This is a genomic window from Bacillus mycoides (assembly GCF_018742245.1).
In the GTDB taxonomy this organism is placed as follows: domain Bacteria; phylum Bacillota; class Bacilli; order Bacillales; family Bacillaceae_G; genus Bacillus_A; species Bacillus_A cereus_U.
This window is the reverse complement of record NZ_CP036132.1, coordinates 2,449,513-2,470,628: the sequence shown is the minus strand read 5'-3', so window position 1 is coordinate 2,470,628 and position 21,116 is coordinate 2,449,513. Positions and strand designations below refer to the sequence as shown.

Genomic DNA, 21,116 nt, shown 5'->3' with positions numbered 1-21,116 from the left:
TGAGAAAGGGTACTCGTTCAAAAAGATTTTATACAATTGTTAAGACCATACTTTATATACTCTATTCATTATTATTCTACATAGCTCTGCATAGATCCAGCAGTATAGAAAACTCAGTATAAATATTAATGTAATAACTTTTATATCCATGGTTGTATGAATAGTAGGACCAAGTACAGGAAAACGGAAGATGTCGAGAATGATCATAATTCCTATAAGTAGACATATCGCTGAAAAGGAAATTACCCAAATCCTCCTCTTGAATTGTAAAAAGGATACTCCTAACGCTATACCTAATAATCCTGTAGTAAAGGGAAAGACAATTAGTTCACTTGGCTCAATAATGAATAATAGGAAAATAGTAAGAATATAAGAAAGTACTCCCTCACGAATAGAATAACAAATAGCCAGAAAAATCGGTAGCGTCGCGAAAGGACTAATAAATAACCCAATTCCAGGGATTAAGTTCCCCGCAGATTGAAAAATAGCAGCAAATGAACCGAGTAACGCTGTAATGACTAACCCACTTGCAGGAGTCACCTTTCTTTTATGAACAAAATTCGCATCCTGCTCTATCATCCATTGATACCAATAGCATCTAAAGCGATTCATCAAAATACCTCCTAAAGATACCTAATTCATCACTTACTATCATTATTCATACACTTATAGTTTACGAGTTAACTTTCTACTAATCGTTTATACATAGAAGTTTTTTAGAGGGACAACAGGTCGTGCATTTTGAAGAATAATGAATTTCTTATATTTTTAGACTTAGAGTTTATATCGTATCATGGAACAATTTCATAAATAGTACCTTTGTTAAAATCAGTTACTTTCATAGAACCGTAAACTCCTAAATATAATCTAGTTTGATCTAAGTTTGTTCCTAAACTAACATAATAAGCTGCTTGAGCACCAAAATCATAATTGGTTTCAATAACATGAAAATCATTACGTTTATCGTCTATACTTGCCCTAGTATATGCTAAAACACCTTTAACTGGAGACCGAGATTCTTCTTTTTTGGCAAGATCGGTAAATACGACGCTACCAGTTAAATTTGGTATTGCAGTTCCCATATAAGGCTGAACTCCTGTAAGTGAAGTTCCTCCAAACTTATCCGGTCTGGAATCTTTATGAAAATAACTAATTAGAGGCTGAATACGTCTCACTGACGTTTGAATTGTTTCATTATAATAAGCCATTGTTCTCTCATCCAAAGTAGGATTCTCAGAACAGTGCCTTATAAAAGAAGTAGGTAATTCTCCTTCCCATCCTCGCCAACCAAAATTAATAAATCCATCTTGAATGGGAGTGGATCTCATTAAATGCGTTTGAACAAGTTCGGTAACCGGTATGGGTTTATAATGAACAAACGAAAAAATAGACTCTACAATATCCTGCCCGACATTTCCAGCATATTTGATATACTGATTATAAAACCTTTGAAATGAAATACCTGTTATATTCCGAATCCCTTTCGCAATTACTGTAAGTGTTTCTTGTATAGATAAAGGAAGTTCATTAAAGCACGTAACTACTGAAGGGTTATTCATTAATGTATTTTTACTTACATCAATTTCAATTATTTTACCCGCTATTTCTAAATCATTCTGGCTTAAATTAAATGGATCATAACCCGATCCACCATCTCCATTTGTAAAAACAAGTTTTCCAGTCTCAGGTGAAAAGTTTAAACTATTGACTCCGTTATGATTAAAAAAGGGCCTTCTTATGTTAAGTAATGTCCGTCGTTTTTGAGGTTGACCATGTGATTGTAAAATCCATTCCTCAACTGTATCAATATGATCATATTGAGTATCTCTATTTACCCACTTTAAGTTTAAAGTTTTCGGATCACATGGATTAGGTTTAAAAGATTCAGAAAGGGCACCCGGACCTTGAGTGCCAGCTACTGAATAATGAAGGTAAAATAAACCGTTTTGATAAAATTGTGGATGAAACGCTAGTCCTAGCAATCCTCGCTCATCATAACCACTACTAGAAACCCCTTCTTCAGATGTGCCTAATTTTATGATTCGCGGGCGAATATCTAAAAAAGTCCTTATAACTCCGTCTCCTATGTAAAAGATTTCTCCTACCTGAGTTGCAATAAAGAACCTTTCAATTGAGTCACCTGGTAGTATAGTTGTTTTCAAAACAGTAGGTAAATTGAACTTACTTGCAATGGGTCGTAAACTAACCTTAACTTTTGTCAACTTACTTTACACCCCTTTAATTGCATTTTATTAAAAGAATATGATTAGAACGGTTCAATTAGTATCCAATTTGGGACTAGGGAATTGGATATTATTTCTGACTGCGCTGCATTTCCTGCTTCTCCATATAACTACGCATCCGTCTCATATATTCAGGTGCGTCCATCGGATTCCCTGCGATCATTTCAATTATACAGAGTCTTTCGGCGCTTTCCTTTTCAGCATGGATTATAGCCTGATCAAGCTCTCCATAGGTCCGGACCGTAACGGTAAACGCGTTACCTCCAAAAGCTTCGGCCAGCTTCGTGTAAGACCATCGAGGGATTTGGTTGTACTTTTGATCCTCTGTTTTGACATTTAAATATTTCTCAATTGTATAACCATCGTTGTTCAATATAAAGATTATGGGCTTGCAACCGTAATAGAGCATAGAACTGATTTCCTGTGCTGTTAGCTGCAGGGCGCCGTCACCTGTAAACACCAATACTCGGCGTTCCGGCGCGGCCATAATAGCACCGAACGCCGAGGGGATTGCGTAACCGATAGACTGCCATCCACCTTGGCCGATATACGTTACATTGCCCGGCAGTCTCACCTCCGCCATTCCATTATAAAATGTCCCGGTCTCGGCGATCACAATATCGTCCTCTTTCAGCATGCACTGAAAACGTGGATAATAGCGTTCCGCCAATAGAGATCCGTCGACATTAGTTGTTAATTGATCGTAAGGGAATGAAATTTTTTCTGTCAAACCTTTTCCCTTATAACCCACCTTCTGCACGGCAAGTAGCATGTCGGCTGCAAGAACATTCGGATATTCCGCCTCAGCGATTTTAACCATGTCTGGTTGAATATTGACAGTTATTAGCGGGTTCAGTTTTGCGGTAAATTTCGCCGTGTTAGTGTCCGCCAATACCATGCCGATTGCAATGATACAATCTGCATTCTCCACCGTACTTTGGACTTCAGAACCTCCGAAAGAGCCTAGATACATTCCGATATAATTTGGATGGGTCTCGTCGAATCCCCCCTTCCCGTACATCATCGTTACAACAGGCACATTTATTGCATCGGCTAGCTGCCGAGTTGCTGTCTGAAGGCCGAAACGCATCGTTTTCACATCCACCAAGATAACCGGTCGGTGGGCACGTTCCAAAAGCGTACGGACATGATTCACTGCAGCCTGAAGAGTATTCGGATTGGATGCTGAACGTGGTGGTACTGGCTCTGTCCAGACTTTAATCGGCTTGGTCACTAAATCATTAGCCACAACCAGGTATACCGGCTTTTTCTTTTCCTGAGCAATGCGAATCGCAGTCTGAATTTCAATCTTGGCATTTTCCGGCGTAAGCACCGCGGTATATGCCGTAATCTGCTCATATACCTTGCGAAAGACGTCAAAATTTCCATCCATTAAGGTGTGATGCATCAGCTTATGCTCTTTTTGATCCTTCTCAGGAGGCGCGCCCACAATGTGTATTATTGGTACATGCTCGCTGTTAGCTCCCGCTATCGCATTGCAGGCGCTGAGCTCCCCGACCCCGAAGGTCGTAATAAGAGCCGATATTCCTTTGATTCTTGCATAACCATCTGCAGCATAGCCTGAGTTTAGTTCATTTCGTCCTTCTATAAAACGGATGCCGTTATAACACTCCAAAGTATCAAGAAGTGTAAAATTATAGTCCCCTGCGACACCGAAAATTTCGGTAATTCCCTCGATTTTTAGGCAATCGAACAAATACTGGCCAACCGTTTTTTGAGCAGGTCCCCTTTGTAAACCAAAGTTGCCCGTATTAATCATGTTGTCCATCGCTTGCTCACTCCTTATCCATTTCTTTTTAATAGTACTACCCTTTTTGATAATGCCCTTTAATTAAATCGGTTATCCGTTATGCAACAATTAATGGGGAAGATTTTTGTACAACCATATATTACAACTACATTCTTCGTATTTTATATATCATCAATAAAGAGTTCAGAAAACCCATAAATAAAAAAACGAGTGCTGTGAAGAAACGCACTCATTGAAAGGAATTTACCATTCTCGACGATTATCGCGATCACAGTCACAATCATGATTACGTCCACGACGACATTCATCACAATCACAGTCATGGTCACGTCTACAACGACGGTCATCACAATCTCTATGTCTACGTCTACAAAACATTAAATCATCCCAAAATCTATCACAATCTCGGAAACGTCTAAAATTACCATTACATCCCATAAATATAATTACCTCCTCTTAACTCTAGGATTCATCATATTCTATGCTAAAAAACAAAAACAGCTTGTTTACTAGTCTATTTTCTGCATTTTTAAGTAATAATATTATTATCTAATCTTTAAATTTCAAATCTATTTCACACCTTATCATCCCTTAACAACAAACAAGACGCCATCCAGATCACAGCAGCGCCTAAAACAGTAAATATAAATAACACCATTCTCCCTTGAATTTAATATAGGTTTCATCTAAATGCCATAATGATTGGGAGGTTTTGGTTTTCTTTTTCCAGATTTGATAAATAAAGTCTCCATATTCATGAGCCTAACGCATGATCGTCGTAGGATGAACCGAAATCACACGCTCTTTCAGAATCTCAGATACATCTCGATAACTTAAGGGAAAATGACAGCAATAGCCGACGGCTACTAAAATAATGTTCTTTTTAAATTGTTTCCCTTTAAAACATCCCATTTATCATGCTCCTCACTCTGTTTTGCAAAAGTCTAGCTTACTTTTAAAAACTTTGTAACAGAACCTTAAAAATGATAAAAACCCACGAAGAAAATGAATTTTCACCGTGGGTTTTAGTCATATAAATGGACTTTCGGGACACCTAACTCAAGAAGCATCCGCACCTTCAAACTGACTATTATAAAGCGAAGCATAGAAACCATCAGCTTTTAATAACTCTTCATGATTACCTTGTTCTACAATATCCCCGTCTTTCATGACAAGGATTAAATCTGCATCACGTATTGTTGATAATCTATGAGCGATAATGAAGCTTGTTCTACCTTCCATAAGGTTTTCCATCGCTTTTTGAATCAGTACTTCTGTACGAGTATCAATGGAGCTTGTTGCTTCATCGAGTATTAATATTTTCGGATCCGCTAGAAGGGCGCGTGCAATTGTTAGTAGTTGCTTTTGTCCTTGGGATACGTTGCTTGCTTCTTCGTTTAGTTCCATTTGATATTTATTTGGTAATGTTTTTACGAAGCTGTGAACGTGAGCTGCTTTCGCTGCTTCAATTACTTCTTCGTCTGTAGCATCGAGTCTACCGTAACGTATATTTTCCATGATGGAGCCGTTAAATAGCCAAGTGTCTTGCAGTACCATACCAAACATGTTGCGTAGGTCTTCTCGCGTGAAGTCTTTTATATCGTGACCGTCGATACATATTGCACCGCTATTTATGTCATAGAAACGCATTAACAGTTTTACAATCGTTGTTTTACCAGCTCCGGTTGGTCCGACGATTGCTACTTTTTGTCCAGGTTTAATGTTAGATGAGAAATTATTAATGATGATCTTATCTGGATTGTATCCAAATTGAACATCTTGGAAGGTAACTTCTCCTTGAACTTTTTGCAGCTTCACTGGATTTTCTGCTTCTGGCACTTCCTCTTCTTCTTCTAAAAATTCGAAGACTCTTTCTGCAGCAGCTGCAGTGGATTGAAGTACGTTCGCGATTTGCGCTACTTGAGCGATTGGTTGCGTAAAGCTTCTAACATATTGCACAAAGGCTAAAATGTCTCCAACTGCGATGGTTCTCTTTACCGCAAGCCATCCGCCTAAAATAGATACAGCGACGTAACCGATATTACCGATAAATGTCATAATCGGCATCATCATTCCAGATAAAAATTGAGATTTCCATGCGGAGTGATAAAGGGTATCATTTACCTTTTCGAATTTTTTTACTTCTTCTTCTTCTTTGTTAAAGGCTTTTACGATATTGTGACCACTATAAATTTCTTCGACCTGACCGTTTACGTGTCCTAAATATTCTTGCTGGGATTTGAAGTATTTTTGTGATCGTTTTACGACTGCCATGATGAGAATCATCGATACTGGCAATATTAAAAGCGCCACTAATGTCATTTGCCAGCTGATTGATAACATCATGATAAGTACACCGATGATTGTAATAACGGATGTGATGATTTGCGACATACTTTGGTTTAACGTTTGGCTCACCGTATCTATGTCATTTGTAATTCTCGATAATACTTCGCCGTGCGTTGTTTTATCAAAGTAATTCAGCGGCATACGATTAATTTTTTCGTCGATTTCTTTTCTGAAGTTATAAGATACTTTTTGAGCTACTCCAGAAATAATGTACCCCTGGATAATACCAAACACAGTGCTCAGTATATATAATCCAAGAAGTAAAATAACAATGTTTCCGATATAGGTAAAGTCAATGGCCGCACCGGGTGCTCCTGATACTTTGCTTACGAGTCCTTCGAAAAGTTTTGTTGTCGCATTTCCTAAAATTTTTGGACCAACGATTGTAAAGGCTGCACTACCGATTGCGAAAAGGATAACGACTAAGATTGATAATTTATAGGGCTTCAAGTATTGAAGGAGTTTATTCATCGTTCCTTTGAAGTTTTTTGCCTTCTCAATCTTTCTCATGCCGCCACCCATAGGACCGCCACCGCCAGGACCAGGACCGCCTTGTTTTCTATTTTCTATTTTTTTATCACTCATGATGACAACTCCTCTCTTGAAAGTTGTGATAAAGCAATTTGCTTATAAACTTCACAGTTTTCCATAAGCTCTTCATGAGTACCAGTTCCAACTATTTTTCCTTCGTCAAGTACAATGATCTTATCGGCATTCATGATTGTGCTGATTCTTTGGGCAATAAGTAAAACAGTACTTCCTGTAATCTCATTGTTTAAAGCTCTGCGCAATGCTGCGTCTGTCTTAAAGTCAAGAGCTGAGAAACTATCATCGAATATGAAGATTTCCGATTTTTTCGTAAGAGCACGTGCAATAGAAAGTCTTTGTTTTTGACCACCGGAAACGTTCGTACCACCTTGTGATATTTCTGTACGGAAGCTTTCAGGTTTTTCGTTAATAAACTCCATAGCTTGCGCGATTTCTGCCGCTTTTGCGAGTTCTTCTTCAGTTGCTTCTTTCTTACCGTATTTCAAATTACTCTCGATTGTACCTGAGAATAGAACTCCTTTTTGCGGTACATAACCAATTTTCTCTCTTAATTCCTTCTGAGATACTTCTCTAATATCCGTGCCATCTATTAATATTTGGCCGCTTGTGACATCGTAAAATCGTGGAATTAAGTTGATTAATGTTGATTTACCACTACCTGTACTTCCGATGAAAGCTGTCGTTTCACCAGGTTTTGCAGTAAAGGTGATATTGGAAAGCACATCTTCTTCTGCACCTGGGTATCTAAAGCCAACATTTTTAAATTCAACGTAACCTTTCTTGTCTGAAGCAAATGTTTTCGGCTCTTTTACATCACTAATGGTAATGTCAGTATCTAAAACTTCTGCGATACGTTGTGCGGAAACTGAAGCACGTGGAACCATAATAGATACCATTGAAATCATTAAGAAGGCCATGATGATTTGCATTGTATATTGCATAAATGCCATTAAATCACCAACTTGCATATGTCCCATATCCACTTGGTGTGATCCAACCCAAATAATAAGTACAGTAACGGCATTCATAATAAACATCATCATTGGCATCATAAATGACATTAAACGGCTTACAAATAAATTTGTGTTTGTTAAATCTTGATTTCCTTTTTCAAATTTCTTTTCTTCATGTTTTTGATTATTAAAAGCACGAATAACGAGCATACCTGTTAAAGATTCACGAGTGATTAAGTTAATTTTATCTACTAACTTTTGGATACGCTTAAACCTAGGAATCGCGATGCTAAATAAACCAATGACTAGACTTAAAATCGCGATTACCGCAACTGCGATAATCCATCCCATTGAAAGGTCTGTAGTAAGTACTTTAATAATGCCGCCGATACCTAAAATTGGTGCATAGAATACAATGCGAAGCATCATAACCATAAGTGTTTGAACTTGTTGGATATCATTTGTACTTCTTGTGATTAGAGATGCAGTGGAAAACTTATCAAACTCCGCATTCGAGAAGTTTGTAACTTTCCGGAATACTTTCTTTCTAAGGTCTCTGCCGAGTCCAGCAGCTACTTTTGCAGCAAGTAAACTCACGATAACGGTAGCTGCCATACTTACTAAGGATAAAAGCAGCATTTTCCCGCCGGAAGTAAGAATGAAATTAGATTGAAGCTTATCTATATTGATACCGATCTTTTTATACTCATTCCCAATGAATGAAACGGCTGATTGTGTTACCATGCTGCCTGGCATATTCTTAAACTTTTCATCTGCCTTTTCTTTCATTGCATTGATTTGATCTTGAGGAAGTTTCGCAATGATTGCAAAAGGATCTGTATTTGGCGGAAGCTTCGCTGGTGTTTTGTTGTCACCCGTCGCAGCAGGAGGGAAAGCAGATGCGCCTCCTTTTTCAATTCCTTGTGTAATTAACATTGGTTTCCCAAAGATATTGTTAAGTTCGTTAATTATATTTTTATCTTCTGTATGTAGCTTATAAAGCGGCTCTTTATCAAGCTGTGGATAATCTTTTAAGTCATTTTTTAGTTCACTTTGAGAGAGGTTGTTCTTATCTAAAAGCGCATAGTTGTCAGCTACTTTTTTCTTCTCATTTTCATTCATAAAGAGCGTAAGTTTATCCATTTCACTTTTACGAATAACCTCAGGTACTGCATTTTCTACACCTTTTTGTTGAATCCCTACATTGACAATGTTAGACATATAGTCTGGCAGTGATAGATCGCATACTGCCTGCACAGTTAAAAGACATACAACTGCAATGATGGAAGTAACAAATGGTTTTAAATGTTTAATGATCTTTAACATTTAATTCATCTCTCCATTTTCCTTATCTAATTTTTTTAGTTTTTACTCCGTTTCTCTCCTTTATTCTTCGTATTCTCAGTAATTCATTCTAGCAGCTCTTTACGCATTTTCGACCACAGATTAATTTTATGACTATATGAAGATATAATGCAACTTTTAGGGTATAGATGTTGTTTTATAGGACTTAAATCCCAAAATAGAACGCACATATTTCTTGATAAAACGACGATCTTGTTCCACTATATAATTAAGATATCTAACTAATCTTTTCTGGCGGAAAACCAAAATTTCGTAAACTATTTGACTTGATTGATGAATATCGGATTAATATGTTTCCTGTAGTCTTAGGCAATGGACTACCTTTATTTAAAGAAATTACGGACAAGATCAATCTTAAACTTATAAAAATCAATACATTTAAAACAGGAGTGGTTGGTCTTATCCACCAACCGGAGGAAAATGCTTGACTACTCGGCACTTCAACTATCGGGTGCTAATGTTCAACAATGCGTACCGAAAATAATCAAACATATTTTATAAAAAGTGATTCTATAAAATATGTTTAGAGCCTATTTTGATAACTCTTTTTTTCAAAAACGGGCTTTTTATATTAGGTAAATCAGCAGTAATAGACTTACCTTTGATTAAACATGTTTATAAACCAACATAACGTACAGGAAATCGGCTTTCCTCTTGTCGAAATTTACTTAGCATACAGTGGTCATATATTTTCAAGAATAACGGAAGAATATATAGAAAATGCTACATAAATGTGAAGTTTGATCAACTTAGGGGGGACAACCTTGTTCAATCAGATAGTAAAAGCTGTACCCAATTTATTTACGATTGGAAATTTATTGTGCGGTGTTTTTTCAATTACCATGAATATGAGTGACTATTTGGAAGTAGCCTCCATTTTCATTTTCTTTTCAGCTGTTTTAGATCTCCTTGATGGAAGAATTGCGAGAAAATTAAAAGTGAACAGTGAGTTTGGTGTACAATTGGATTCCTTAGCTGATATTGTTAGCTTCGGAGTTGCGCCTGCACTTCTATTTCATTCGATAGCAACACCATCTATTTTAACTTCTTTGGCATTTATCCTTTTCCCAACGATGGGTGCTTTAAGATTAGCTAAATTTAGTGTAAAACCAACCATTGGATATTTTAAGGGATTACCTATTCCAGCTGCTGGATTACCATTGGCCGGTATGGGATTGTTTTCATATAGCAATGCATGGATTACATTAATCCTCGCTCTCTTAATGGTAAGTCCAATTAGGTTTAAAAAACTTTAATTGGGATCCCGTCTATCGCTTTAATTTCATTTGTGGAACGGTTCGCTAACATCCATCAAGTTGAGGGTTTTGATGTTATTCATCATTTTACGAATGCAGCGATGGGACAGACTTTAAAGAGCTTACCTATTTATTGTAATTAATCATAATAGATTGTGAAATTGAATAGCCTCCAGTTTTTGAGGCTATTGTTTATATTTCGGATATGTTTGATATTCGCCTCTATATTGAACGAATCAACCTTTCTTCTCTAATACCTCAAATGATAAAAATGCACTTCGTTGCTATAAAAGGCAAAAATTTTTCGTTTTGTGGGTTATCTATTTTCTTAGCTTGATAACGATGTGGTGGTACCCCTTGTTTAAAAGAACTCCTACCTCCCTAAATACTTAGTTACGCCCAAATAACATAACAAAAAGATTAGGAAATCACTCCTAATCTTTTTTGTTGATTACTATTCCATTGCCCCAGCAACATCATAATCATTTAAATCTAATTCAATCGGTTGCCCTAACGCAAGTTTCGCAAGTTCTGATCCTAAGTATGGTCCCGCAGTTAAACCCGAAGCACCTAATCCGTTTGCAACGAGAATACCTTCAAAATTAGGGAGTGGTCCAATAACAGGTAAGAACCCTGGTGTAAACGGTCTAAAGCCAACTCTTGTTTCAATCATTGTGCCATCTTCCAAGCCAGGCGCAACTGTTAATGCTTTATGGAATACTTCATGTAAACCACCTGCAGTTACACGGTGGTCAAATCCAGTATCGTTTTCATGTGTTGCACCAATTACGACATGGCCATTGTCAAATGTCAAAATATATTGATCGTTCGGCGGCATAACAACTGGCATATTTTCTGTTGCTGTATTTTCCATTTGTAAATGAACAATTTGTCCTTTTTGGAACGTAACTAAGAAATTAATTCCTAATGGGTTCAAGATTTCGTTCGCCCATGCGCCTGCAGTTACCATTACCTTTTCCGCTACAATTGTTTCGTCATTTACTTTAACTCCCGTAATATGATTCCCTTCACGGACTAATACTGCATCACCTTTTATGAAAGTTGCACCATGTTTTTTCGCAGCGCTTATTAATGCTTTGCGTAATAATCTTCCATTTACTCGTGCAGCGCCACTAATATGAACAGAACTATATTCTTCCGATAATGCTGGGAATAATTTTTTCGTTTCTTCAGCTGATAAGCGAGTGATTTCACCAATCTCCGGTGCATCTTCACGGCGTTTATACGCTCTCTCTTCCATTTGATCTAGTTTTTTCTCATCAGTATGTAAACTAATTGCACCTACACGGTTGTAACCTGTATCCGTTTCACCGTCTTCTTCTAATTGCTGAATTAACGAAGAATAGTAACGTGCACCGCCTTTAACAATTTTATACCATGCTTTATTACGACGTTGCGACAGCCACGGACAGACAATACCTGCTGCTGCGTCAGTTGCTTGACCTAATTGTTGGCGATCAACGATAGTAACCTTCGCACCAGCCTTAGCAAGATGATAAGCAGTAGATGCTCCTAAAATTCCAGCTCCAACTACAATATACGATTTCATTTCAAACACCTTTTCTCTTTTGCTAATTATTTAAATATAAGAACATACTTTAGTATACTGAAAGGAATCCTTTTTTCAATGTGCTCAACGTAATTAATTGTTGCATCATTGTGACGTTCCTAATCATTATTTTTTCTTCTTACGGAATAATTCAATTGTTTTATAGCCTTGTGAAAGGATTTCAATCATTTTCTCAAGACGTTTATCGCGTGTTTTTTCTTGTTTCACAGAAAATAAATTACGTGCCCAATCTTTTTGATAACCAGGAGTTAAACTTTGATAAAACTTAAGTTCAGCTGGATGATTAGCCAATAATGCTTCCACATCTTGAATACGATCTGCATAATCAGCAACACATTGACTTGCTGCAGGTGTTTTCTTCGCTTTTTTCTTTTCACGTTTTAAACCTACAACAGTGAAAACGTCATCCATACTTACCATTCGCGCAAATTTAATATCACTATTTCCTACATATCCATCTTCTCCAACATTTAACGCTGGAAACATTTCATCACGATGAATAAAAGTACTGTAACGAGCATTACCTTTTTTCGGATAAGCAAAAAAGACATAACCTTTCTCAAGTAACAACTCTTCATTTTTAATAATGAAATTTGTATGCTCTACCATCTCATCAAGCGTTTCTACAAAAATAAAAACAGCATCATGTTCTTTTGAAAATGAAGTTTCTTTACCTGTGAAAATGTCATAATCACTTGGTTCGTTAATTACGACCATATTTGTATACTTATTTAGTTTCAATTTATCAATAACTGACATTATAATCTTCCTTTACATCCAATATTCATTTTATATACTTCTTTATACTGTTCTAGTGTATTATATCTATTAAGAAAATTAAACTTGAAATCTTATCATTCTGTTTTAATAGACCATAATTTTTTACTATAAGGAGTGGTTTTATGCCGTATGTAATCCGAGATGAAGGGCTAGTTTTGCAAGGAGATGATGGAAAAGAGCCAGTTTTTCATACATATGAAGAAGCTGAAGAAACGTTAAAAACATTAACTATACCGCAGTTTCCGAAACATATCAGACGAAAACCATTTAAACCAAAAATAATAAAAATAGCCGATCCTGAATAAGAATTGGCTATTTGTTTATTCATAACTTAATAGCAAATAAAATATATAATAATTCTCTATATTGATCTTCTGTAATTTCACGCTTAGTTTTTTGACCACAATTAATTTCAGTTATACTTGTATTTGTTAAAGAAATATGACCGAAATCCGTCAATTTGACTGCAATAGGTCCTTTATTGAAAATAGATTTCTCATCTTCTATCACTCTTCTTTGAACATCGTTTACTACTGTTTCATCAATAATATGTTTATAAAAAGCATGACAAACTTTCCATTCTCCATCAACATCTATTCTTTCTAGAACATAGTTTCCTTTACTCGTATCTTTTTGTCTTACTCGATACGAACCGTTTTTAGAAGAAACAAGCTCGCCAGTAAACGGTACTGGCACAAGAGGTACTAATGAAGCAATACCTACATCAATTAAGTACCTTACGTTTTTGTAATTTAAAATAATTGTTATATGCCCATCTTCAAGTGCCCAAGCGTTTATATCATTTTTATATACGGTACCTAGTGCGAGTTGTACATCATAACCACTATCTTTTAAAAAATAGTAAAAAAGAGTATTTAATTCATAACAAAGTCCGCCGCGGGATCTAGTTAAAATTTTCTCTTGTAGGTTTTCCATAGAAATTGTATTCGCATTACTTGCTATTACATCTAAATTCTCAAACGGGATTGTATGCGCAAATGCAAAAAGCATTGTACTTAATTCTTCAAATTTTATTTCAGTACGTTTTTCAAGGTTTAATCTTGTAAAGAGTTGATTTTGTAACTTTGTCATATTCAGCACCCCTTAATACGTTATAAGTTAAAATAATATATGCTGATTGTAAATTTGAAGGGATATTGTAACAATGTACATTTGCAGTTACTGTACCGGTACAAAATTTAAATTTGAAAAACATATTTATATAAAAATACAAATAAGAGGCACCTTCACGGATGCCTCTTTCGAAATACATTTTATACCATTTACTTCAATGAGCTTAACTTTTCAATTGCCTGTTGCTCAGTTGCTAAGAAAAAAATATCCTTACCTTTATTACATTCATAAATGAAATCTTTTAAGCTTTTACTAGTGTACATAGAAAAATCCCCGACGATAGCAATCTTTACTCTGTAATTTATAAACTTTTGAAGAATATCACCCGCAAGACGTGTTTTTAAGTCAAAGAAACTTTCACTTATTAACGATTTTTTGATAATAATCCGCTTTGAATCCGCTTCATATTGAACTGTTGCCATGAGATCTAATGCAGATTGAACGTCGGATATTAATACTGTATCGTTTCTGACGACGGCAATATTTATTCCGCCAATTATTACTGTCTTTATTTCCATAGTCTCACTCCTCTATAATTTATAAAGTATATATTAAACATGCTGCGTAGATCTTCATTAACACACATAAATAATTTGCCCCTGGCTCAATAACCTCTATATCATCGTAAATAAATATTGTTTTAAAACTTCTCATACGGTCAATGAAATTAAGGGTAATCTATATTTTTACTATTTTTGAAAATTTATCTCTCCACAATAACTTAATAAATTATCAAAAGAAGTAATCTCAGCATACGGTTTTGTGTCGGTGTTATTCTTAATCATATTAGGATTGAACCATATACCCTTTATATTTACATTTTGACAACCAGCAATATCCTTTTCTAAGTCATCTCCAACAAATAGTACATCTTCTGGTTGCACATTTAGCTTCTTTAATGCTAATTCAAATATGCGTTTGTCAGGTTTACTAAATCCCGTTTCTTCAGAAATAATGATTGTATCAAAATGACGATTCAAATTCGTGTTAATTATTTTAGCTTTTTGTCTCTGAGTTGATCCATTTGTTATAATTCCAACTTTAACATGCAACTTTATAGTATTTATAATATTAATAGTACTTTGATTTATAGAAAAACATTTGGGAAAATTATTATTCCAAAAATCTTGAATGCTATTGCGTGGTAATCTATATTTCGATGGGAATTCATTAAAAAATGCTTCCAAAACCATTACTTTATCACTGTGACCATAGCTTTTTTTATCATATTCTTTGAATTTCTGTAACATAATGTTTTTTACTGCATGTTGCTTAACGTCCTCATAAAACTTCTCTAAAATAATGGAGAACAATTTATCTACTGCCATATCCCTATCAAGTAACGTATCATCTAAATCAAATAGCATTGCTTTATAACCCCTCAAATAATTTCACAACCTTTCTCGCATTATATAAATCATCCCTAATTCATACCTTTAAACTTTTGGTTTACCAAGAGAGTTGTTATTTAGGCGATTAACGATTAAACAGAGAACTAGATAAAAAACTCCAAAGTTTGTGGCACGCGCTCTAGTATTTCGGTAGCTTCTTTTATATTGAAATTCATTTCCTTTTCCCCTTCTGGTAAAGAAGCAAAAGTATATTTTCATACAGTTTTAAGAAATTACATGCAATTCACATTATTATACATTAGTTTTACTTAAATATTAATCGTTCATTTTATTGAACGTGGAGCTAACACAATAACCGTCCTGTGAAGTATCCTAATTCATCTCCACATAAACTCCAGATAGTAAGGCTATAATGACTACCAGAGGTGATATTATGAAAAACTATCATATTCTCGTGGTAGAAGACGATCAAGAAATTCAGGAATTAATTAAACAATTTTTAATGACACAACAGTATACAGTTGTAGTTGCATCAGATGGATTAGAGGGTATGACACAATTTAATAAGCAATCCTTTGATTTAATTCTTTTAGATGTAATGATGCCCAATCTTAATGGATTTGAAGTATCCAAGATGATTCGAAGTCAGTCAAACGTACCAATTATTATGCTAACTGCGTTAGAAGAGGAAGAAGATCAAATGAAAGGGTTTGATCTTGGAATCGATGATTATATAACAAAACCCTTTTCGTTTCATGTTTTGATTAGACGAGTCGAAGCGGTACTTAGAAGAAGTTATGATAAAAATGTAAATAATCATTTGGTATTTAAAGAAGTGCGTATCGATGTTGATGCATATAGAGTATATGTAAATGACGTTGAAATTTTATTAACGACAAAAGAGTTTGAAATTCTACAACTACTATTTCAAAATGAGAGAAAAGTACTCACAAGAGAAAATATCGTAGAAAAAGTTTGGGGGTACGATTATTTTGGAGAAACACGAATAATTGATACACATATTAAAAACCTACGTAAAAAGTTAGCTATCCCTTATATTAAAACAATAAAGGGTATTGGTTATAAAATTGATGAATAGTATTGTGAAAATCATGAAGATGAAGCAAATTACTTATAAACTCTTTATGACTACCTCTCTCATTTTGTTATCCTTTGCAGTATTGATTTATTTAACTTTATACTTCTTTCTCCCTACGTTTTATGAGCAATACAAAACAGATCAACTTCAAACAGGGCTAAAAGAAATCATTGATAAGTCTAAAAATCTTACGTTTCAAGATGCGATACCACTTTTTGATGAATATGCAAAAAAAAATAATGCGATGCTTTATCTTCAAAATAATGAGGGAATAATTAAATACTCTCCTTCATTTTCTTTTACTCAAAGTGGTTCGCAAACAACAGTAGTTACTAGAGCGACACGGTTCGAGAATGCAGGTACCCTTAGCAATTCATATAACGTTACGAAACCAATTCAATTCCAAGATGGTAGTTTAACGCTTATAGTCTTTGCTACATTTCAACCAATTGATGAAGCTTCACAGGTTTTAGTACGCTTTCTCCCCTATATTAGTATCATTGTACTCATAATTGGTGTAGGGAGTGCTTATTTCTATTCCAGGTTTATTACAAAACCACTTATTTATATTAATGAGGGTGCACAAAAGATGGCAAATTTAGATTTCTCCGAAAAAATTGAGGTTCGCTCTACAGATGAGTTAGGAGAATTATCTAATAGTTTGAATGACATGTCTATTAACTTACAACAAGCTATGTTTGATTTAAAAAAAGCAAATCAACAATTAAAAAATGATATTGAAAAAGAACGAGAAATAGAAACAAAACGCAGAGAGTTTTTTGCGATTGTAGCACATGAATTAAAGACCCCTCTTACTGTAATGAAAGGATACTTAGAAGGGATGATATACAATATTGGCCCTTATCAAAATCGTGATCAATATTTAAAGAAAAATCATCAAATTATTGAAAGTATGGAACAATTAGTTCGTGAAATTTTAAGCATGTCGAAATTAGAACAACACACCTTTAAACTAAAAGTAGAAGAAGTTAATCTTTCGAAGTTAATAGATACAATCACAAAAGATCTCGAATTTTTTGCTTCTCAAAAAAGCATCCAAATAATAAAAGAAATTGATTCTGATCTTTCTGTTTATACAGATCGTGTTCTTTTTGAAAAAGCATGTAAAAATATTATCCATAATGCAGTTATGTATTCACCACATAATGAAAAAGTCTATATAAAGTTAAGTGAGGATTCTAAACAAGGTCAAATCAAAATGCAAATTATGAATACAGGTGTCAATATTAAAGAAGAGAATATACAACAAATTTTCAAACCATTTTATCGAATTGAAAAATCAAGGAATCGAAATACTGGAGGAAGTGGCTTGGGGTTATATATTGTTAAACAAATTCTTGAAACGTTAGATATAAAGTATTCTATAAAGAATATGGAACGTAGTGTACAATTTAGCATGAACATTCCATTATCTAAACAAAAAACAAACAAACTCCCCTCTTAGTAGGACGAGTTTGTTTGTTTTTTGTAGTTTTAGTATTGATATTTTTCGAGTTACTTTTTAAGCAATATTGGGATTAGCTTTTTTACCAATCCACATACCTAAGCCCACCATGCCAAGCCAACAGCAAATTGCTAACATAAACATCAATCGTTGTACGGATAACCCTTCAATCTGCATTTGACCCTTCCCAACAATTGTTTGGAAAAGTTGCGACCATTCGACATCGTAAAACACCCCTACTCCCACAATCACAATCAATATAAAAAATTGTAAAAATATATTCCCCATATTTCTCCATGTTGTGTAAATGAGTAAAGAAAGCTCTCTATGTGTAGCATTCACCATATATACTTTCATATTATTTTGAGAAGAAATACTATTAATGGCATAGCTCCCAAATGTAACGCTAAGGACTATAAATATTGGAGAATAAAACCCGAATATCATGATTAAAGTACTTACTAAAAACAAATGGATTGGATTAACTTTCTTAGCAGCTTTGATATCTAAAAATATGGACATCAAAATCCCTAATAGGTATGGTCCAACTACAATGAAAATACAGGTTAACATGTTATAGAAAGTAAAACTATAAAAAATACCCATCAAAAATAAATATCCATTTCCTAATCCAAGTAAAAATGATTCTGCCTTTAAGCGAATTGGTAAAGAAGATGAAAGTTTATGAAAGAACTTTCCTTTCAACAAACTCAAAAACATGAAACAAATAAGCGCTATAGAAAGTAGAAAAAAATAAAAAATATATTGTTCATTATTTATGTTACGACTTGTTCGAATCAAAAGAATAAGCATTGAGACAAAAAGAAACTTTCCTACAACCGATACGATGGAGATAGGTAAAAGCCCTTTGGCTAACTCTGTTCTCGGCATTTTTTTTATAGCAAAAAGGATACTGATTAAACAAATCCCATATATGCATGTTATCAGCGGCGGCGATAAAAAACTAATCGCTAACAAAACGATTATTAGTAAAAGAAAAACGATACCAATAATAATCGCTTGTTGATTTTTATTATAAACCTTTCCCCCGCCTTCCACATGTAGAAACAATAAAGTACTCGTCATGGTAGAAATTGTACTAACTGCAAAACCAGAAACTAACGCACTTATTTCTAGCCATCTTGAACTCCATCCAAAGAAAGTAACACTAAGTAATGATACTATCAGAATAGAAACAGTCCAATATAAGGAGCGGCGAATCCCAGCCTTATTCACAATAGGTATCCAGATAAACACACCCGTCATATAAGTTGTATAAAACAGGATTGATGGCCAGTATCCCTCAAAGCCTTTCGAAATCTGTAATCCATAAACAATGTAAATAAGCATGGGTGTAAAGATAGTCGTTATTAGTAGACTAAATGTAGTTATACTTTGCACCACAAGTCTTTTTTGCTTTGTCGTATGTATCGTATAACACCTCACTTAAAATGAAATCAGTAGTTGTTATTACTTATTCTGTCCGGAACGAGGTTGTTATATATGCGCAATCCAATTGAAATTCCCATTACGAGGTAAACTCAATCTAAATCCACATTAAATTAAGTGGCGTGCAAAAAAGGTGGATTTTGTGATTCTTATAAATAAAATTAATGGATATATTCAAAACCTTAATCATAAATGGAACAAATGTGTTACTTAGATTGTCTATTACGTATAAAAAAGGTGCTTTTGGTAGTTCTCTCATTTTGTAATGCAAGAAACACAAGATGAGTGCTATCCTGTGCATTTGTTAATTGTATAGGTATGTAAAATACCTATACAAAATCCATATATTCTTGAAAGAGGTTGAAAATGTATGATAGTTTCAAAGAAGTTTTTTCACATTTCGCATTATAGAAAGATGTTACCTGTAGTATTACTTTCATGTGTAACGCTTATAGGCTGTTCCAATAGTAATATTCAATCTGAATCCCCTAAACAAACCAAACAAGAACATATAAGTAATCAATCTTTTGTTAAGCTTGAAAAAGATTATGATGCTAAACTTGGTATTTATGCATTGGACACAGGTACGAATCAAACCGTTACTTATCGTTCAGATGAACGGTTTGCATACGCATCTACCCACAAAGCCCTTGCTGTGGGAGCACTGTTACAAAAGAAATCAATAGAAGATTTAGATCTAAGAATTAAATATACTAGCAAAGATCTTGTGAATTACAATCCAATTACTGAAAAATATGTAGATACAGGTATGACTCTAAAAGAGCTTGCGGATGCTTCCATTCGATATAGCGATAATACTGCACAAAATCTTATTCTTAAACAATTAGGTGGGCCAAGTGAATTCAAAAAAACACTGAGAGAAATAGGAGATACTGTCACAAATCCTGAACGTTTTGAACCAGAATTAAACGAAGTGCAACCAGGAGACACTCATGATACTAGTACCCCAAAGGCATTGGCTACTAGTCTTCAAACATACGCGCTAGGTGATATACTTTCAACTGAGAAACAGAACTTTTTAATAGATTTGATGAAAAGAAATACTACGGGGGACAACTTAATTCGTGCTGGAGTTCCAGGAGAATGGGAAGTAGCCGATAAGACTGGCTCTGGGTCTTATGGAACAAGGAATGATATCGCAATCATTTGGCCACCAAATAAAAAGCCAATTGTTCTTGCGATACTTTCTAATCACGCTAAAGAGGATGCGAAATACGATGATAAACTTATTGCAGACGCAACCAAAATAGTGTTAGATTCTTTAAAAGTAACGAATAAATCATAGTAATGAATTTAAGCTGCTCCTACTTTACGGCACATATAGTTAGACTTGTACTTATCTAAACGCTAAGAATTCATTTTTCATATGAAGACTGACTGTTTCCACAGCACTTTTCAATGGACAAAGTTTATATAAAGCTATTCCTGAACCTGTATATCCAAAATATCATCGCAATGATCCACTATTCGTAGCATTCCATTTTACATAGAAAACTTATTACTGGTCATATGAAAACGATGATCTAAAATCATTAACAGGAATAGCTGTTCAAAACATAATTCGACTTGAAATTGAAAGAGCAACAAAAAGAACCTGTAGAAAATCCTACAAGTTCTTTTTCAAATATTGTTAAAAAGGGAACAACAAACTATCTTAACATTCAAAGCAGGGAGACCATTTTGATTATGGCTTGGCTTTATTATATATCAAATATAAATATTTGAAGAAACTGATTTCG

18 protein-coding genes and 3 pseudogenes are annotated in these 21,116 nt (G+C 34.7%); 7 read left to right on the top strand and 14 right to left on the bottom strand.

Annotated elements, in window-relative coordinates; translation table 11 throughout:
- Window positions 1–39: 39 nt before the first annotated feature.
- The 8 genes and pseudogenes from EXW56_RS12465 to EXW56_RS12430 form a co-directional block, all read right to left on the bottom strand.
- Window positions 40–612 (bottom strand): YybS family protein, encoded by a 573-nt coding sequence (locus EXW56_RS12465; protein ID WP_215597539.1) that lies wholly within the window; start codon window positions 610–612, stop codon window positions 40–42.
- A gap of 179 nt (window positions 613–791) precedes the next feature.
- Window positions 792–2,222: a PQQ-dependent sugar dehydrogenase gene (locus tag EXW56_RS12460; protein WP_215597538.1), complete on the bottom strand. Its 1,431-nt coding sequence runs from the start codon at window positions 2,220–2,222 to the stop codon at window positions 792–794.
- Window positions 2,223–2,313: 91 nt separating this feature from the next.
- Complete coding sequence (locus EXW56_RS12455; protein WP_215597537.1) at window positions 2,314–4,032, bottom strand: alpha-keto acid decarboxylase family protein; 1,719 nt, start codon at window positions 4,030–4,032, stop codon at window positions 2,314–2,316.
- Between the two features lie 225 nt (window positions 4,033–4,257).
- Window positions 4,258–4,452 carry a hypothetical protein gene (locus tag EXW56_RS12450; protein ID WP_098988618.1) on the bottom strand — a complete coding sequence of 65 codons (195 nt, stop codon included), beginning with the start codon at window positions 4,450–4,452 and terminating at the stop codon, window positions 4,258–4,260.
- A 192-nt stretch (window positions 4,453–4,644) separates the two neighbouring features.
- Window positions 4,645–4,926 (bottom strand): annotated as a pseudogene (locus tag EXW56_RS12445) (DDE-type integrase/transposase/recombinase).
- Window positions 4,927–5,073: 147 nt separating this feature from the next.
- Window positions 5,074–6,948 carry an ABC transporter ATP-binding protein gene (locus EXW56_RS12440; protein WP_098988617.1) on the bottom strand — a complete coding sequence of 625 codons (1,875 nt, stop codon included), beginning with the start codon at window positions 6,946–6,948 and terminating at the stop codon, window positions 5,074–5,076.
- Window positions 6,945–9,191, bottom strand: a complete 2,247-nt coding sequence (locus tag EXW56_RS12435; protein WP_215597536.1) for an ABC transporter ATP-binding protein — start codon at window positions 9,189–9,191, stop codon at window positions 6,945–6,947. Before EXW56_RS12435 ends, EXW56_RS12440 begins: the two co-directional genes overlap by 4 nt.
- 165 nt (window positions 9,192–9,356) lie before the next feature.
- A pseudogene (locus tag EXW56_RS12430) lies at window positions 9,357–9,464 on the bottom strand (IS6 family transposase); the annotation flags it as partial.
- Window positions 9,465–9,496: 32 nt separating this feature from the next.
- On the opposite strand from EXW56_RS12430, the gene EXW56_RS12425 reads away from it, so the two are divergent.
- Together EXW56_RS12425 and pssA are read left to right on the top strand one after the other, a co-directional pair.
- On the top strand, window positions 9,497–9,658 hold the full coding sequence (locus EXW56_RS12425; RefSeq protein WP_269719450.1) for a dihydrofolate reductase family protein: 162 nt from the start codon (window positions 9,497–9,499) through the stop codon (window positions 9,656–9,658).
- 336 nt (window positions 9,659–9,994) lie between these two features.
- Window positions 9,995–10,486, top strand: a complete 492-nt coding sequence (gene pssA, locus EXW56_RS12420; RefSeq protein ID WP_002085344.1) for a CDP-diacylglycerol--serine O-phosphatidyltransferase — start codon at window positions 9,995–9,997, stop codon at window positions 10,484–10,486.
- A 454-nt stretch (window positions 10,487–10,940) separates the two neighbouring features.
- Here the strand turns inward: pssA and EXW56_RS12415 are convergent, their stop codons facing one another.
- Together EXW56_RS12415 and EXW56_RS12410 are read right to left on the bottom strand one after the other, a co-directional pair.
- The gene (locus EXW56_RS12415) at window positions 10,941–12,056 is read right to left on the bottom strand and encodes an NAD(P)/FAD-dependent oxidoreductase (protein WP_002200377.1); all 1,116 of its coding nucleotides are present in this window, start codon (window positions 12,054–12,056) and stop codon (window positions 10,941–10,943) included.
- A gap of 126 nt (window positions 12,057–12,182) precedes the next feature.
- Window positions 12,183–12,836, bottom strand: a complete 654-nt coding sequence (locus EXW56_RS12410) for a YdeI/OmpD-associated family protein (RefSeq protein ID WP_002200378.1) — start codon at window positions 12,834–12,836, stop codon at window positions 12,183–12,185.
- A gap of 143 nt (window positions 12,837–12,979) precedes the next feature.
- On the opposite strand from EXW56_RS12410, the gene EXW56_RS12405 reads away from it, so the two are divergent.
- Window positions 12,980–13,162, top strand: coding sequence for a hypothetical protein (locus tag EXW56_RS12405; protein WP_002200379.1), 183 nt, complete (start codon window positions 12,980–12,982; stop codon window positions 13,160–13,162).
- 19 nt (window positions 13,163–13,181) lie between these two features.
- Here EXW56_RS12405 and EXW56_RS12400 read toward each other — a convergent pair whose 3' ends face one another.
- From EXW56_RS12400 to EXW56_RS12390, 3 genes are all read right to left on the bottom strand, one after another.
- Window positions 13,182–13,949 (bottom strand): arylamine N-acetyltransferase family protein, encoded by a 768-nt coding sequence (locus tag EXW56_RS12400; protein ID WP_002200380.1) that lies wholly within the window; start codon window positions 13,947–13,949, stop codon window positions 13,182–13,184.
- Between the two features lie 191 nt (window positions 13,950–14,140).
- The gene (locus tag EXW56_RS12395) at window positions 14,141–14,509 is read right to left on the bottom strand and encodes a DUF4180 domain-containing protein (RefSeq protein ID WP_002200381.1); all 369 of its coding nucleotides are present in this window, start codon (window positions 14,507–14,509) and stop codon (window positions 14,141–14,143) included.
- Window positions 14,510–14,680: 171 nt separating this feature from the next.
- The gene (locus EXW56_RS12390; protein WP_002200382.1) at window positions 14,681–15,358 is read right to left on the bottom strand and encodes an HAD family hydrolase; all 678 of its coding nucleotides are present in this window, start codon (window positions 15,356–15,358) and stop codon (window positions 14,681–14,683) included.
- Between the two features lie 418 nt (window positions 15,359–15,776).
- On the opposite strand from EXW56_RS12390, the gene EXW56_RS12385 reads away from it, so the two are divergent.
- Both EXW56_RS12385 and EXW56_RS12380 read left to right on the top strand, forming a co-directional pair.
- Window positions 15,777–16,442: a response regulator transcription factor gene (locus EXW56_RS12385; protein WP_000800741.1), complete on the top strand. Its 666-nt coding sequence runs from the start codon at window positions 15,777–15,779 to the stop codon at window positions 16,440–16,442.
- Window positions 16,435–17,907: a sensor histidine kinase gene (locus tag EXW56_RS12380; RefSeq protein ID WP_002200384.1), complete on the top strand. Its 1,473-nt coding sequence runs from the start codon at window positions 16,435–16,437 to the stop codon at window positions 17,905–17,907. The genes EXW56_RS12385 and EXW56_RS12380 overlap by 8 nt, the downstream gene beginning before the upstream one ends.
- A 57-nt stretch (window positions 17,908–17,964) precedes the next feature.
- Here EXW56_RS12380 and EXW56_RS12375 read toward each other — a convergent pair whose 3' ends face one another.
- Entirely contained in the window at window positions 17,965–19,257 is a 1,293-nt protein-coding gene (locus EXW56_RS12375; RefSeq protein WP_002200385.1) for a hypothetical protein, read from the bottom strand.
- 469 nt (window positions 19,258–19,726) lie between these two features.
- On the opposite strand from EXW56_RS12375, the gene bla reads away from it, so the two are divergent.
- A complete protein-coding gene (bla, locus tag EXW56_RS12370) occupies window positions 19,727–20,662 on the top strand; it encodes a class A beta-lactamase (RefSeq protein WP_215597535.1) in 936 nt (311 codons plus the stop codon).
- 127 nt (window positions 20,663–20,789) lie between these two features.
- Window positions 20,790–20,969 (top strand): annotated as a pseudogene (locus EXW56_RS27635) (site-specific integrase); the annotation flags it as partial.
- Between the last annotated feature and the right edge of the window lie 147 nt (window positions 20,970–21,116).

Excerpts from the sequence above, each read along its gene's own strand:
- EXW56_RS12465 (WP_215597539.1), bottom strand. The coding sequence starts at position 612 with ATGAATCGCTTTAGATGCTATTGGTATCAATGGATGATAGAGCAGGAT.
- EXW56_RS12455 (WP_215597537.1), bottom strand. The coding sequence starts at position 4,032 with ATGGACAACATGATTAATACGGGCAACTTTGGTTTACAAAGGGGACCT.
- EXW56_RS12450 (WP_098988618.1), bottom strand. The coding sequence starts at position 4,452 with ATGGGATGTAATGGTAATTTTAGACGTTTCCGAGATTGTGATAGATTT.
- EXW56_RS12440 (WP_098988617.1), bottom strand. The coding sequence starts at position 6,948 with ATGAGTGATAAAAAAATAGAAAATAGAAAACAAGGCGGTCCTGGTCCT.
- EXW56_RS12435 (WP_215597536.1), bottom strand. The coding sequence starts at position 9,191 with ATGTTAAAGATCATTAAACATTTAAAACCATTTGTTACTTCCATCATT.
- EXW56_RS12415 (WP_002200377.1), bottom strand. The coding sequence starts at position 12,056 with ATGAAATCGTATATTGTAGTTGGAGCTGGAATTTTAGGAGCATCTACT.
- EXW56_RS12410 (WP_002200378.1), bottom strand. The coding sequence starts at position 12,836 with ATGTCAGTTATTGATAAATTGAAACTAAATAAGTATACAAATATGGTC.
- EXW56_RS12405 (WP_002200379.1), top strand. The coding sequence starts at position 12,980 with ATGCCGTATGTAATCCGAGATGAAGGGCTAGTTTTGCAAGGAGATGAT.
- EXW56_RS12400 (WP_002200380.1), bottom strand. The coding sequence starts at position 13,949 with ATGACAAAGTTACAAAATCAACTCTTTACAAGATTAAACCTTGAAAAA.
- EXW56_RS12395 (WP_002200381.1), bottom strand. The coding sequence starts at position 14,509 with ATGGAAATAAAGACAGTAATAATTGGCGGAATAAATATTGCCGTCGTC.
- EXW56_RS12390 (WP_002200382.1), bottom strand. The coding sequence starts at position 15,358 with ATGCTATTTGATTTAGATGATACGTTACTTGATAGGGATATGGCAGTA.
- EXW56_RS12385 (WP_000800741.1), top strand. The coding sequence starts at position 15,777 with ATGAAAAACTATCATATTCTCGTGGTAGAAGACGATCAAGAAATTCAG.
- EXW56_RS12380 (WP_002200384.1), top strand. The coding sequence starts at position 16,435 with ATGAATAGTATTGTGAAAATCATGAAGATGAAGCAAATTACTTATAAA.
- EXW56_RS12375 (WP_002200385.1), bottom strand. The coding sequence starts at position 19,257 with ATGCTTATTTACATTGTTTATGGATTACAGATTTCGAAAGGCTTTGAG.
- bla (WP_215597535.1), top strand. The coding sequence starts at position 19,727 with ATGATAGTTTCAAAGAAGTTTTTTCACATTTCGCATTATAGAAAGATG.